Here is a 13,710-nt window from a genome sequence, read left to right as displayed (position 1 = left end):
CCACCCGATCCCATCCCGAACTCGGAAGTGAAACGTAGCTGCGCCGATGGTAGTGTGGCCTAAGCCATGCGAGAGTAGGTCATCGCCAGGGTTTACACCCAAAACCCCGCTGCTCACGCAGCGGGGTTTTTCTTTGTGCGCAGGAAACACCGGGTAGTGCCGGCCGCTGGCCGGCAACCCCATGGCCCTGCGTCGCCCCGGTGGATCCACGCCGTGCGTGGATGGGCTGTTCCCGGGAAAAGCGGCGCCAACCAAGGTTGGCCGCTACCAACAGCAGGCCCACACAGCGATCGTTTGCCGGCCAGCGGCCGGCATTACCGTAGATCCAGGCCATGCGTGGATGCTCTCCGCGCGGAACCACGGCTGGCAGCTGGATCGCATGCAAAAAAAAACGGCGCCCCGTGGGGCGCCGCTCTGCTCCAAACGATGTGCAGTCGAGCATGGCTCGACGCTACTTGGCCGGGGCCTTGTCCTTCATCATCGCGTCGCGGGCCGCCTTGAACGGGTTGCCTGCATACCAGTTCGGCCAACGATCGCCACCGGCCAGCTCCTTGCCGACGCCGTACATCAGCTGCAGATCTTCGATGGTACCGTCCAGCTTCCAGGTGGCCGCATCGAACTCATCCTTCGGGCCGTGGTAACGGTTGGCGCCGTAGTCCGCCGCGGCCTTGCGGCCGGCGTCCACGCCACCCTCGCGCAGGTCCTCGCCGCCATCGGCATACAGGGCCGGCACGCCGGCCTTGGCGAAGTTGAAGTGGTCCGAACGGAAGTAGAAGCCACTCTGCACCGAGCTCTCACCGTGCAGGGTGCGGTCCTGTGCGGCGGCCAGCGGCTTGAGGATGTCCTCCAGTTCCGAGCTGCCGAAGCCAGTGACGGTCACGTCCTTGGCACGGCCCGCCACCGACATCGCGTCGATGTTGATCACGCCGGCGATCTTGTCCAGCGGGAAGGTCGGGTGGGTGACGTAGTACTTCGAGCCCAGCAGGCCGGATTCCTCGAGGGTCACGGCCAGGAACACCACCGAACGTTCCGGCTTCGGCTGCTGGTGGGCCATCGCTTCGGCCACTTCCAGAATGCCGGCCACACCGGTCGCGTTGTCGACCGCGCCGTTGTAGATGTTGTCGCCCGTCTCGCCCTCGTGCTTGCCCAGGTGGTCCCAGTGGGCCATGTACAGCACGGCTTCGTCGGCACGCTTGCTGCCCGGCAGCACGCCCACCACGTTGCGCGACTGCTTCTGTGCGATCTGGCTCTTCAGGTCGACCGCGGCAGTGGCTTTCAGCGGCACCGGCTTGAAGCCGCGCTTGCTGGCGTCCTTGTACGCCTGGGCCAGGTCCAGCCCCGCACCGGCGAACAGTGCCTTGGCGGCGTCGGCACTCAGCCAGCCCTGCACCGGGATGCGGGCGTCCGGGTCACCCTTGGCCGGCAGGTCGTACTGCGGGCCGGCCCAGGAGTTCTTCACCACGTCCCAGCCGTAGGATGCGCCGGCGGTATCGTGCACGATCAGCGCGGCGGCGGCGCCCTTGCGCGCGGCTTCTTCGAACTTGTAGGTCCAGCGGCCGTAGTAGGTCATGCGCTTGCCATCGAACAGCTTCGCGTCATCGACGTGGAAGCCGGGATCGTTGACGAACATCACCACCGTCTTGCCCTTCCAGTCCTGGCCGGCGTAGTCGTTCCACTTCTGCTCCGGCGCATCAACGCCGTAGCCGACGAATACCAGATCGCTGGCATCGACCTTCACTTCGGCCTGGCCGGTGCGGGTGCCGACCACCATGTCGGTGCCGAACTTCAGCTCGGCGGTCTTGCCGCCCTGGGTAATCTTGAGCACGGTCGATGCGTCGGCCGTGGTCTCGGTCATCGGCACATCCTGGAACCAGCTGTCGCCGTTACCGGGCTGCAGGCCGATGCGCTGCATCTGGTCGCGGATGTAGTTGACCGTCAGCTCTTCACCCTTGCTGCCCGGGGCACGGCCTTCGAACTCATCCGAGGCCAGGGTCTTGACCATCTCGGCGAAGTCGCCGGCGTTGATCTCTGGCGAGAACTGATGAGTGGCGGGCTTGGCAGCAGCGGTGTCGGTGGCCGGCGCGGCGGCCGGAGTGTCTTCGCCTTTGCAGGCGCTGAGCGCGGCCGCAGCGGCCAGGCACAGAAGGAGTTTGCGGGGCATCGTCGTTTCCTGGAAAACAAAGGGCGGCCGCCGCTGATGTGCGGCCGGTAGCAGCGAGTATCACCGAACCGATGGGCTCGGTGCGCTCAGTCCGCCGGAGCGGTTTCGGTGTCGAACGGGATGGGTTCGGCGCCGGTGACCGGCCCGATGCGCGCGGTACGATGCACGTACAGCACGACTTCGCGTTCGAACTGCAGCGGGCCGTTGACCACGGCATTCGGACCGATGATCACGCGCGGTTTGCGACTGGCGGTCAGCGAGACACTGAAGTTCGGCTTGCGCACGTGCACGCCACCGTTCACCTGCGAGCCGATACCGACGGTGATGTCTCCGTTGACGGTCTCCACGTCCTTGCCGACGCGGCTCTCGACCAGGCCGATGCCACCGTTCACGGTTTCAACGCCGCCTTCGATCTGGCTGCCGCGATCGGTGAAGATGCTGCCGTTGACGGTGCTGACGCCGCCACGAGCGATGACTTCACGGCCGAGCCGGACGCCTCCGTTGACGGTCTCGATCTTGCCGGTACGCGCGCGATCGGCGACTTTCACCCCGCCGTTGACGGTGTCGATGCTGCCGGTCTCGACGCCTTCTCCGACACGGATGCCACCGTTGACGGTATCCAGCTTGCCGTAGCGTTGGCCCGGTTCGGCGCTGATGCTGCCATTGACCTTGCTGATGTTGTCCTGGGCACAGACCGGGCCGGTGGCCAGAAGTACGCCCAACAGCAGCGGAATGGAAAGAGTTTTCATGGGGCCCTCGATGGATGTGCGGCTGGCAGGCCGCGTGCGGAGATGTCACCATTCCCGGGTACCCCCTGCAACTGCCTGAAGTCACTGGAAAGCCCTTGCGCGACAACGCCTCTCCATCACGCCGACATCACGCTGCCGCTGCCCGCGGCGGGCGTTGCCTGCTGCTGGGGCTGGTCCTGGCGCTGGCGCTACCGTTGCCTGGCGCTGCACAGACAACCCGCGAGACCGAGCGCAAGCTGCAGAAGCTGCGCAATGAGCTCAAGGGCGTGGCGCAGGAACGTCGGCAGATTGAAGGGCAGCGTGGACAGGCGTCGCAGCAGCTGCGCGCTGCCGATGAGAAGGTGGCACGCAGTGGTCGTGCACTGGCGCAGACCGAGTCGGCACTGCGCGAGCAGAACCATGCCCTGACTGTGGCCGAACAGCGCCGCAGCACATTGCAGACCAACCTCGCCCAGCAGCACCGTGAGCTGGCCGGCCTGCTGCGCGCGGCCTACCAGCTGGGCAACCACGCGCCGTTGAAGCTGCTGCTGTCACAGGACACCGTGGCCGACGCCAACCGCGCCCTGGCGTATCACCGTTACCTGCAGCGCGAGCGGGCCCAGCGCATCACCACGCTGACGGCTGACCTGAAGGAGTTGGAGGCGCTGCAGGCGCAGATCGCCGAGCGCCAGCAGAAGCTGCAGGGCGCACAGCGTGACCAGAAGCAGCAGGCCGCCACGCTGGCGGCCGACCGCCGTGACCGCGCGCAGACCGTGGCGTCGCTGGACGAGCGCTTCAAGGACCGGCGCGAGAAGGAACAGGCCCTGGGCCAGGATGCCAAGGCGCTGGAATCGCTGTTGGCCAACCTGCGTGCTGCGGCCGCCCGTGCCGAAGCCGAACGCCGGGCCGCCGCACGCCGGGCCGCCGCGGAAAAGGCTGCCGCCGAACGTGCTGCTCGCCAGGCGGCGGCACAGGGCCGTCCGCCACCGCCGACCAAGGTGCCGCCTGCGGTGGCCTCGGCACCGGCGCCGAAGGTCGGCGGCCTGGGCTGGCCGTTGTCCGGCAACCTGCTGGCCCGCTACGGCGGCAAGCTGCCGGATGGCCGTACCAGCAGCGGCGTGCTGATCGGCGCGCCGGCCGGCAGCACCGTCACCGCCGTCGCCGATGGCACCGTGGTGTTCTCCGATTGGATGACCGGCTACGGCATGATCCTGATCGTCGACCATGGCAACGGCTACATGAGCCTGTACGCGCACAACGACACCCTGCTCAAGGATGCCGGCGCACGGGTCAGCCGCGGCGATGCGGTGGCCAAGGTCGGCAATTCCGGCGGCCAGGGTGTCACCGCGCTGTACTTCGAGCTGCGTCGTGGTGGGCAGCCGGTCAACCCGGACAGCTGGCTGCAGCGGCGCTGAATCCGGCGCCGCCGATTGCGTAGTCGATTCAACGGGAATTTAGCTGTGCTTCGCGCATAATCGGCGCATGTGCCTTGGGCACGATGCCACCGTCGACAGGAGTGATCCATGCGCGCAGCCCGTACCGCCACCCTCTTGCTGGCCCTGTTGCCGGCGCTGTCCTGGGCGCAACAGACCGCGCCCGCCCCGAGCCAGGAAACCAGTGGGCAGGCAGCGAGCAGCGAGGAGGCGGTGACCTCGAAGGTGCCGCTGGAGGAGATCCGCCGCTTCGTGGCCGTGTACAACGCGGTGCGTGCCGCCTATGTCGATCCGGTCGATGACAAGAAGCTGATGCAGTCGGCGGTACGCGGCCTCCTGCTAGACCTCGATCCGCACAGCACCTACTTCAACAAGGAAGATGCGCAGGCCTTCGACGAGCAGGCCAACGGCGCTTACGAAGGCATTGGCGTGGAGCTGCAGCAGCAGCCGGACAACGCCAGCATGAAGGTGATCTCGCCGATCGACGACACGCCGGCGGCCAAGGCCGGCATTCTCGCCGGTGACCTGATCATCGCCATCGACGGCAAGCCGATCAGTGCGATCGATGCCAGCGAACCGCTGCGCGGCCCAGCCGGCAGCAAGGTGGTGCTGACCATCGTGCGCGCCGGCAAGCCCAAGCCGTTCGATGTCAGCCTCACCCGCCAGACCATCCGCGTGACCAGCGTGCGCGGCCGCCTGCTGGAACCAGGCTATGGCTACATCCGCCTGAGTACCTTCCAGGCCGATACCGGCTCGGACTTCCAGAAGCAGGTGCAGCAGTTGCAGAAGCAGTCCGGTGGCCAGCTCAAGGGCCTGGTGCTGGACCTGCGCAGCAACCCGGGCGGCCTGCTGACCGCCGCGGTGCAGGTGGCCGACGACCTGCTCGACAAGGGCAACATCGTCAGCACCCGTGGCCGCATCAGCATCAGTGATGCCCGCTTCGACGCGACCCCGGGTGACCTGCTGAAGGGTGCACCGGTGGTGGTGCTGGCCGATGCGGGTTCGGCCAGCGCCTCGGAAGTGCTGGCCGGCGCGCTGCGCGACAACAAGCGTGCACGTGTGGTCGGCAGCCGCACCTTCGGCAAGGGCTCGGTGCAGACCGTGCTGCCGCTGGACAACGGTGATTCGGTGAAGCTGACCACTGCGCGCTATTACACGCCCAGCGGCAAGTCGATCCAGGCCACCGGCATCGTGCCGGACGTCGAGCTGAAGCCAGCCGCCACGCCGGCGGAGGAAGCACTGCCGGCCAGCCTGAGCGATTACAGCGAAGCGACCCTGCCGGGCCATCTGCGTGGCGACGACGAAGGCACCGAAGGCTACCGCGCCGGCGCAGTGCTGCCGGGCGACGGCCCGATCAACGACGCACTGGCCGAGCTGAAGAACCCGGGCTCGGTGGCCGCACGGTTGAAGGCCGAAGCGGCCAAGGCAGAGGCGGCCAAGGCCGCGAAAGCCGCTGCAGCGAAGCCGGACGCGAAGGCCGAACCGAAGGCCGAGAGCAAGCCAGAAGCCAAGCCAGAAGCCAAGCCAGAAGCCAAGCCAGAAGCCAAGCCAGAAGCCAAGCCAGAAGCCAAGCCAGAAGCCAAGCCAGAAGCCAAGCCAGCACCGGCGCCGGTCAAACCCTGACGGTAGCGCCGGGCCACGCCCGGCGTCGGCTTGGGCCGGAAGAAGACGGCGATTGCCGGCCAGCGGCCGGCACTACCTGGGGTCAGAACCCGTGCCGCTTGCGCAGCCGGCGGGCGATCGCTGCGCGTACGTACACGCCGTACAGCAGGCCGAACAGAAAGCCACCGATGTGCGCCCACCAGGCCACCATGCCGAAGCTGGGGCCGATGTGGGCGAACACCACCTGCAGCGCGGCCCATACGCCGATCAACAGGTAGGCCGGGGCCCGCACGAACTCCAGGAACAGGCCGAGCGGGATCACCACGCCCAGCCGCGCGCCCGGGAACAGGGCCAGATAGGCGCCGATCAGTGCCGAGACTGCGCCGCTGGCGCCGATGATGATCTGGTCCGGGCTGCCCATGGTGTAGATCGCCACCAGGTTGGACACCGCGCCGCCGACCAGGAACAGCAGCAGCAGGCGCCACGGCCCCAGCACCCGCTCGGCGGGCAGGCCGAAGATCAGCAGGAACACCAGGTTGCCCAGCAGGTGCGACCAGTCGGCGTGCAGGAACAGGGCGGTGAACAGGCGCAGGACGCTGCCGTCCTGCAGGGTCGCCCACCAGTCCAGCGGGTGGGTCAGGCCGGTGGACAGGGCGCCCCAGTCCAGCCAGAGGCTGCTGCGGGCATCGTCCGGGCGCGAGATCGACCACAGGAATGCCAGCCACAATGACGCGAACAGTACGGGCGTAGCCCAGCGCAGGGCCGCCTTCTTGCGCGACGGGAGAGAGACGAACATGGGTACTAGCCTAGCCTGACGGCGCTTCCGGCGGGGATTGTCCTGTTCAGCTTTTGAGACGAAAAAAGCGCCGTTGCTGTTATTGTTTCATTAACAGCTCTGGGTAATACTCGCATACGGCGTCGTATGTCGGGAGGGGAATCCGGCGCGCTCCGAAAGGCCCCAGGGCCGGCCGGGCGCAGGCGCACTCAGAGCAACATCACCGCTTACCGGAGAGAGAACTACGATGCAAACCGCTTCCACCATTGCCCGTCTGACCCTGCTGGCCGTCGGCGTTGCCGGTGCGCTGGCCGCCGCCGATGCCAACGCCGCCGCCTTCCAGCTGAAGGAAAACAGCGCCAAGGGCCTCGGCCGCGCGTTCGCCGGCTCCACCTCCGCCGAAGGCGATGCCTCGGTGGTCGCCACCAACCCGGCCTCGATGCGTCTGCTCGAAGGCACCCAGATCCAGGGCGACGTCAGCGCCATCAGCTTCGGCGCCAAGTTCCGCGGCCAGGGCAAGTACGGCAACGGCGCTCCGATTTCCGGCGGCAACGGCGGCGACGCCGGCATGATCGCGCCGGTTCCGGCTGCCTACTTCCACCTGCCGTTCGGCGAGAACGACAACATGCACTTCGGTGCATCGCTGACTGTGCCGTTCGGCTTCAAGACCGAATACGACCGTGACTGGGTCGGCCGCTACAACGGCGTCAAGACCGAGCTGCAGGCGATCGACCTGGGCGTCGCGTTCTCCTACGACATCAACCCGTACCTGTCGTTCGGTGCGTCGGTGTTCGCCGAACGCCTGAACGTCGACCTGACCAGCGCTGTCGATACCGGCACCGCGATCAACGCCAGCGCCCAGCAGAAGGCTGCCGCTGCGGTCCTGGCCGCCGGTGGCAGCGCCGCCCAGGCCGCCGCTGCTTCGCGTCAGGCCGCCGTGGCCATGGCCCAGCAGGGCTTCGCCCCGGGCACCGCCGATGGTTACCTGCGCATCAAGGGTGATGAAGTGTCCATGGGTTACACCCTGGGCATGACCGTCAGCCCGGTGGAAGGCACCAACATCGCCTTCAGCTACCGCTCGCAGGTCAAGCACAAGATCAACGACGGCAAGGCCGATTTCACCATTCCGGGCAACGCTGCGACCTTCCTGGCCGCTGCCGCTCCGGGCACCTTCATCGACAGCAAGGGTCGTGCCTCGATCACGCTGCCGGCCAGCGCCACCGTCAGCTTCACCCACCGCGTGAACGACCAGTGGAAGATCATGGCCGACGTCTCGCGCACCGCGTGGAGCAAGTTCGACCAGGTCACCGTCGACTATGACTCCAACCAGCCGGACAGCGTGCTGCCGTTCCACTACCGCGACACCACCTTCGCGTCGATCGGTACCGAGTACCGCATGAACGAGAAGCTGACCCTGCGCGGCGGTCTCGCCTACGACCAGACCCCGACCACCGACGCCCACCGCGACGTGCGCGTGCCGGACACCACCCGCAAGTGGCTGTCGCTGGGTCTGACCTACGCGGCGTCGGAGAAGATGGAATACAGCGTGGGCTACACCCACCTGTTCACCAAGGATCCGAACGTCACCTCCACCTCGGCCACGGCCAACACCGTGACCGGCAAGTACAAGGTCAGCGGCGACGTGCTGGCGGCTTCGATGCAGTACAAGTTCTGATCCAGGCGATTGCCTGACGCAGGACACGGAGGGCCCCGCGCAAGCGGGGCCCTTTTTTGTGCTGCGCTGGGGCGTCCACGCATGGCGTGGATCTACCCGGGCGTTCACGCGGGGCGCGGATCTAAGACAATAGCGACATGAACCTGTCCGACCCGAACTTCCAACTGGAGCTGGCCGCCAACATCGCTGTTGCCGGCTCGATCCTGCTGGCCGGCCGCAACAACGTGCATACCTGGTGGCTGGGCATCGTCGGCTGCGCGCTGTTCGCGGCGGTGTTCGAGCGTTCGCACCTGTATGCGGACATGGTCCTGCAGTTCTTCTTCATCGCCATCAGCGTGCTGGGCTGGTGGCAGTGGCTGCGCGGCGATCACGGCGAGCCCCTGCCGATCACCCCGGTGCGCCCGCGCGCCTGGGCCTGGCTGCTGCCGTTGGCGGTGCTGGCGACTTTCGGCTACGGCTGGATGCTGACCCGACTGACCCATGCCTATGCGCCGTACATCGATTCGGCGGTGCTGGTGCTGAGCGTGATCGCGCAGATCCTGATGATGCGGCGCAAGCTGGAGTCGTGGTGGATATGGCTGCTGGTCAACACCATCGCGGTGCCGTTGTACTACAGCCGTGGCCTGCATCTGACGTCGATCCTGTACGTGGGCTTCTGGATCAATGCGCTGGTGGCATTGCGCCATTGGCGGACGCTGATGGATGCCCAGCCGCGCAGCACGTGAAACGGGCCCAGCTGCCTGGTTTCCGGGGCGGGGCTAGAAGTCGATCCGGTCCCGCAACAGCTTGGGCTTGTAGCTCGGAAGATACGCCGAGCCATGGAAGGTCATGATGTCTGCCTTCGGCGATCGCTCGACGAACTGTCGCAGCCGACCGGCCATGACCAGGGCGTGCTCGATCAGCGCGTCGATCTCCGACGCGCCGCCCAGCGGAGACAGCTTGCCAAGTGCAGCGTGCAGCCGTTGCAACCGTTGCAGCGGGGTTGGGTGGCTGCCGGACAACGCCATCGCCTGCATCCCGCACAGGTCGGCGATCTGGTTGAGGAACTCCAGGTAAAGCATCACCATCGTTGCGCTGCTGGCGACGGCAGCGCGTGCCTCGCGGTCATGTTCGATATGGCGGATGGCGTACTCGTCGGCTTCGAACTCCAAGGCGTGCGCATAGGTGCGCGCCTCGCCGGCACCGGCAACCTGGATGTCGTCCTGTTCCAGGTGCCCGCGAAGCAGATGGGCGAACTCATGGCCAAAGGTGAACTGCATCTGGGCGCGGACGCGTTTATGGATCTCCCGCGCCAACGGGGGATCCAGCTGGCCACGCGGGTCGATATCGAAATCGGCCGCTTCGCTACCGCGCGCAATGCGTGCGGCAATCAACAGCGCATGCAGCTGATCGATCATCGGGACGCCGAGGTCGGCACCGAAGAAACCCAATGTCATGAAGTGGTAGAAGTGTTCCAGGTTTTCCGAGGCGACGATCATGTCGCCGGCCAGCGAACGCACGCACATCGCGTTCATTTCCGGTACCCATGCCATTCCGCAGGGAAGGCCACGCAACTGCTTCTGATGCGCACGTGACAGCAGCGAAATGTAGCTTTTGTGGTGTGCGTCGAATGCGTGGTAATGCGCGCTGAGCGACCAGGGCCGTCCACCCGGCTCGAACGCCTGGCGCCGCGCCCGCATGACCCGGATGCCGCGTGGGGAATCGACCAGCGCACTGGCACGCAGGCGCAACAGGTAGTCGTGGCCATTGCGAAGCTCGCGCAGGCGGAGGATTTCCGTGCGGCTGCAGAACGCCGCGAAGAACTGCTCGTTGGCTGTCAGGTCCTGCAGTGAGGATGTGTCGACGATATCCTGCACATGGTAGAAGCCGCCGTCCTCCAAGGGCAGAAGAACACCGCCATTGGCTGCACGGCGTGCACCGGGTACCTGCAGGAAAGCGCGTTGCATCTCTTCACTGATGACCATGTCCTGCATCCTTGCGGGTGATTCCAGAGCATACCCGAGGAAGAAGGCAGGCCAGTCCTCACCGACAAAAAACCCCGCTTTCGCGGGGTTTTTCGTTCACTGCATCACGCAGGCAATCAGTCGCCCAGGGTCAGCAGCGAGGCGTTGCCGCCGGCCGCAGTGGTGTTCACCGTCACCGTCTTTTCGGTGGCGAAACGCAGCAGGTAGTGCGGTCCGCCAGCCTTCGGGCCGGTGCCGGACAGGCCCTGGCCGCCGAACGGCTGCACGCCGACCACCGCACCGATCTGGTTGCGGTTGACGTAGACGTTGCCGACATGGACGCCATTGCTGATGCGGTCGACCGTCTCGTCGATGCGCGAATGCACACCCAGGGTCAGGCCGTAGCCGGTGGCGTTGATCTGGTCGATCACCGCATCGAGCTGGTCGCCCTTCCAGCGGATCACGTGCAGGACCGGCCCGAAGATTTCCTTGTGCAGCTGGCCCAGGTCCTTCAGCTCATACGCACGCGGTGCGAAGAAGGTGCCATTGGCTGCTTCGGCAGACAGTTCAGCGGAGGCGATCAGGCGTGCTTCGCGGTCCATGCGCTCGGCGTGGTCCTGCAGGATCTTCAGCGCGTCTGCGTCGATCACCGGGCCGACGTCGGTGGACAGCAGGCCGGGGTTGCCGACCTTCAGTTCCTTCATCGCGCCGGCGAGCATGGTCATCACCTTGTCGGCGATGTCGTCCTGCACGAACAGAACGCGCGCGGCCGAGCAGCGCTGGCCAGCGGAGGTGAAGGCTGAACCGATCGCATCCTTGACCAGCTGTTCCGGCAGCGCCGAGGAGTCGGCGATGAAGGCGTTCTGGCCACCGGTCTCGGCGATCAGCACGCCGATGGCGGCATCGCGTGCGGCCATCGCGCGGTTGATCGCACGCGCGGTCTCGGTGGAGCCGGTGAAGGCCACGCCGGCCACGCGCGGGTCGGCGGTCAGTGCGGCACCGACGGTGGCGCCGTCACCCGGCAGGAACTGCACGACCTCGGCGGGCACGCCGGCGTCGTGCAGCAGCTTCACGGCGTAGTAGCCGATCAGGTTGGTCTGCTCGGCCGGCTTGGCGATGACGCTGTTGCCGGCAGCGAGGGCTGCTGCCACCTGGCCCAGGAAGATCGCCAGCGGGAAGTTCCACGGGCTGATGCAGACGAACACACCGCGGCCGTGCAGCTGCAGTTCGTTGGATTCGCCGGTCGGGCTGGGCAGCTTCTCGGCGTGGCTGAACTGCTCGCGCGCCTGTTTGGCGTAGTAGCGCAGGAAGTCCACCGCTTCGCGCACTTCGGCAATGCTGTCGGGCAGGCTCTTGCCGGCTTCCTTCACGCACAGCGCCATGAACTCCGGCATGCGCGTTTCCAGCTGGTCCGCGGCGTGCTCGAGGATGGCGGCGCGGCTGGCGGCCGGCGTGCGGTTCCAGGCCGGCTGCGCAGCCACGGCATTGGCCAGTGCCTTCTGCACGGTGGCGGCATCGGCGGCAAGCCACTGACCGACCACTTCGCGGCTGTCGGCCGGGTTGGTCACCGGCAGCGCGGCGCCGGCCGGGCTCGCACCCGGTACCAGCGGGGCGGCCTGCCAGGGCTTCACAGCCGCGTTGATCTGCTCGGCCAGGGCGCGCAGTTCGTTGTCGTTGGCGAGGTTGGCGCCCATGGAGTTCTTCCTGTCGTGGTTCTGGCTGCGCAGCAGGTCAACCGGCAGCGGGATCTTGGGATGCGGAATCGAAGCGAATGAGGCGACCATCTCGACCGGATCACGGATCAGGTCGGCGATCGGCACGCGCTCGTCGGTGATGCGGTTGACGAAGCTGGAGTTGGCGCCGTTTTCCAGCAGGCGGCGCACCAGGTACGGCAGCAGGTCTTCATGCGAGCCGACCGGTGCATACACGCGGCATGGCAGGTTCAAGCGATCGGCCGGCACGACTTCGGCGTACAGGTCATCGCCCATGCCGTGCAGCTTCTGGTGCTCGTACATGCCACCGTTGGCGATGCTGCGCACGGCCGCAATGGTGTGCGCATTGTGCGTGGCGAACATGGGGTAGATCGCGTCGGCATGCGTGAACAGACGCTTGGCGCACGCCAGGTAGGAGACGTCCGTGTTCTGCTTGCGGGTGAACACCGGATAGCCCGGATAGCCTTCGATCTGCGCGCGTTTGATCTCGGCATCCCAGTAAGCGCCCTTGACCAGGCGCACCTGCAGGCGTCGACCAGCGCGGCGTGCCATGTCGGCCAGGTGGTCGATCGTGTACGGCGTGCGCTTCTGGTAGGCCTGCACGACCACACCGAAGCCATCCCAGCCGGCCAGCGAGGCATCGGAGAACACCTGCTCGATGATGTCGAGCGAGAGTTCCAGGCGGTCGGATTCTTCGGCGTCGACGGTGCAGCCGATGCCGTAGCTCTTGGCCAGCTGCGCCAGTTCCAGCACGCCCGGGACCAGGTCCTTCAGCACGCGCTCGCGCTTGGCGTGCTCGTAGCGCGGGTACAGCGCCGAGAGCTTGATCGAGATGCCCGGCGCATTGTTGACGTCGCCGTCCGGACGGCCGCCGCGTGCCTTGTGATCGCCGCCGATGGCGTGGATCGCACGGCGGTAGTCCTCCAGGTAGCGCAGCGCGTCCTTCATGGTCAGCGCGCCTTCGCCCAGCATGTCGAAGGAGTAGCGGTAGCTGGCGTTGTCGCCCTTGTGCGAGCGCGACAGCGCTTCGCTGATGGTGCGGCCCATCACGAACTGGTGGCCCATGATCTTCATCGCCTGGCGCACGGCCAGGCGCACCACCGGCTCACCGACGCGGCCGACCAGACGCTTGAATGCGCTGGGCGCGTCGGCGCGGGTGGCGTCGTTCATCTGCACCAGCTTGCCGGTCAGCATCAGGCCCCAGGTGGAGGCGTTGACCAGCACCGAGTCGCTGCCGCCCAGGTGCTTTTCCCAGTCGGCGTCGGCCAGCTTGTCGCGGATCAGCTTGTCGGCGGTGTCCTGGTCCGGAATGCGCAGCAGCGCCTCGGCCACGCACATCAGCAGCACGCCTTCCTCGCTGCCCAGGTCGTACTGGCGCATGAAGGCTTCGATCGCGCCCTGGTCCTTGGCGCGCACACGCACGCGGCCGACCAGGTCGGCGGCCAGCGCCTGCACCTTGGCCTGCTCATCGGCGGGCAGGCGGGCCTGCGCCAGCAGCTCTCGGACGTGGCTGGCCTCGTCCTTCAACCAGGCGTCGGTGATGGCCTGGCGGAACGGGTTGGGGGACGCCGGCAGTTCCGGCGACAGCAGCGCGCCCGGACGCGGAGCGTCGCTGGCGGCAGGGGAGGAGGAAGGTGCGTTCATGCCGGTCCGGCCAATGGAAAACTTGGCGATTTTAAAC

9 protein-coding genes and 1 rRNA gene are annotated in these 13,710 nt (G+C 66.7%); 5 read left to right on the top strand and 5 right to left on the bottom strand.

Translation table 11 applies throughout. The annotated features are described in order from the left end of the window. Positions 1-91: ribosomal RNA gene (rrf, locus tag ABH900_RS19355) — 5S ribosomal RNA — on the top strand; the annotation flags it as partial. A 360-nt stretch (positions 92-451) separates the two neighbouring features. On the opposite strand, the gene ABH900_RS19350 is transcribed toward rrf, so the two are convergent. Beyond that, entirely contained in the window at positions 452-2,161 is a 1,710-nt protein-coding gene (locus ABH900_RS19350) for a M28 family metallopeptidase (RefSeq protein WP_429624793.1), read from the bottom strand. 86 nt (positions 2,162-2,247) lie between these two features. Continuing rightward, positions 2,248-2,910 (bottom strand): hypothetical protein, encoded by a 663-nt coding sequence (locus ABH900_RS19345; protein ID WP_429624791.1) that lies wholly within the window; start codon positions 2,908-2,910, stop codon positions 2,248-2,250. A 95-nt stretch (positions 2,911-3,005) separates the two neighbouring features. Here ABH900_RS19345 and ABH900_RS19340 point away from each other — a divergent pair, with 95 nt between their 5' ends. After that, positions 3,006-4,304 carry a murein hydrolase activator EnvC family protein gene (locus ABH900_RS19340; RefSeq protein WP_429624790.1) on the top strand — a complete coding sequence of 433 codons (1,299 nt, stop codon included), beginning with the start codon at positions 3,006-3,008 and terminating at the stop codon, positions 4,302-4,304. 108 nt (positions 4,305-4,412) lie between these two features. After that, positions 4,413-5,945 carry a S41 family peptidase gene (locus ABH900_RS19335; RefSeq protein WP_429624788.1) on the top strand — a complete coding sequence of 511 codons (1,533 nt, stop codon included), beginning with the start codon at positions 4,413-4,415 and terminating at the stop codon, positions 5,943-5,945. An 82-nt stretch (positions 5,946-6,027) separates the two neighbouring features. Here the strand turns inward: ABH900_RS19335 and ABH900_RS19330 are convergent, their stop codons facing one another. Continuing rightward, positions 6,028-6,720, bottom strand: a complete 693-nt coding sequence (locus ABH900_RS19330; RefSeq protein ID WP_429624787.1) for a rhomboid family intramembrane serine protease — start codon at positions 6,718-6,720, stop codon at positions 6,028-6,030. 226 nt (positions 6,721-6,946) lie between these two features. Here ABH900_RS19330 and ABH900_RS19325 point away from each other — a divergent pair, with 226 nt between their 5' ends. Together ABH900_RS19325 and pnuC are read left to right on the top strand one after the other, a co-directional pair. After that, a complete protein-coding gene (locus tag ABH900_RS19325) occupies positions 6,947-8,374 on the top strand; it encodes an outer membrane protein transport protein (RefSeq protein WP_429624786.1) in 1,428 nt (475 codons plus the stop codon). A 137-nt stretch (positions 8,375-8,511) separates the two neighbouring features. Further along, on the top strand, positions 8,512-9,099 hold the full coding sequence (gene pnuC, locus ABH900_RS19320; RefSeq protein WP_429624784.1) for a nicotinamide riboside transporter PnuC: 588 nt from the start codon (positions 8,512-8,514) through the stop codon (positions 9,097-9,099). A 33-nt stretch (positions 9,100-9,132) separates the two neighbouring features. Here the strand turns inward: pnuC and ABH900_RS19315 are convergent, their stop codons facing one another. Together ABH900_RS19315 and putA are read right to left on the bottom strand one after the other, a co-directional pair. Further along, complete coding sequence (locus tag ABH900_RS19315) at positions 9,133-10,338, bottom strand: hypothetical protein (protein ID WP_429624782.1); 1,206 nt, start codon at positions 10,336-10,338, stop codon at positions 9,133-9,135. Positions 10,339-10,454: 116 nt separating this feature from the next. Continuing rightward, positions 10,455-13,673: a bifunctional proline dehydrogenase/L-glutamate gamma-semialdehyde dehydrogenase PutA gene (putA, locus tag ABH900_RS19310; protein ID WP_429624780.1), complete on the bottom strand. Its 3,219-nt coding sequence runs from the start codon at positions 13,671-13,673 to the stop codon at positions 10,455-10,457. Between the last annotated feature and the right edge of the window lie 37 nt (positions 13,674-13,710).

It is taken from the genome of Stenotrophomonas sp. AN71 (assembly GCF_050435725.1).
Lineage (GTDB): Bacteria > Pseudomonadota > Gammaproteobacteria > Xanthomonadales > Xanthomonadaceae > Stenotrophomonas.
This window is presented reverse-complemented; position numbering and strand designations above follow the sequence as displayed.

Excerpts from the sequence above, each read along its gene's own strand:
- ABH900_RS19350 (WP_429624793.1), bottom strand. The coding sequence starts at position 2,161 with ATGCCCCGCAAACTCCTTCTGTGCCTGGCCGCTGCGGCCGCGCTCAGC.
- ABH900_RS19345 (WP_429624791.1), bottom strand. The coding sequence starts at position 2,910 with ATGAAAACTCTTTCCATTCCGCTGCTGTTGGGCGTACTTCTGGCCACC.
- ABH900_RS19335 (WP_429624788.1), top strand. The coding sequence starts at position 4,413 with ATGCGCGCAGCCCGTACCGCCACCCTCTTGCTGGCCCTGTTGCCGGCG.
- ABH900_RS19330 (WP_429624787.1), bottom strand. The coding sequence starts at position 6,720 with ATGTTCGTCTCTCTCCCGTCGCGCAAGAAGGCGGCCCTGCGCTGGGCT.
- ABH900_RS19325 (WP_429624786.1), top strand. The coding sequence starts at position 6,947 with ATGCAAACCGCTTCCACCATTGCCCGTCTGACCCTGCTGGCCGTCGGC.
- pnuC (WP_429624784.1), top strand. The coding sequence starts at position 8,512 with ATGAACCTGTCCGACCCGAACTTCCAACTGGAGCTGGCCGCCAACATC.
- ABH900_RS19315 (WP_429624782.1), bottom strand. The coding sequence starts at position 10,338 with ATGGTCATCAGTGAAGAGATGCAACGCGCTTTCCTGCAGGTACCCGGT.
- putA (WP_429624780.1), bottom strand. The coding sequence starts at position 13,673 with ATGAACGCACCTTCCTCCTCCCCTGCCGCCAGCGACGCTCCGCGTCCG.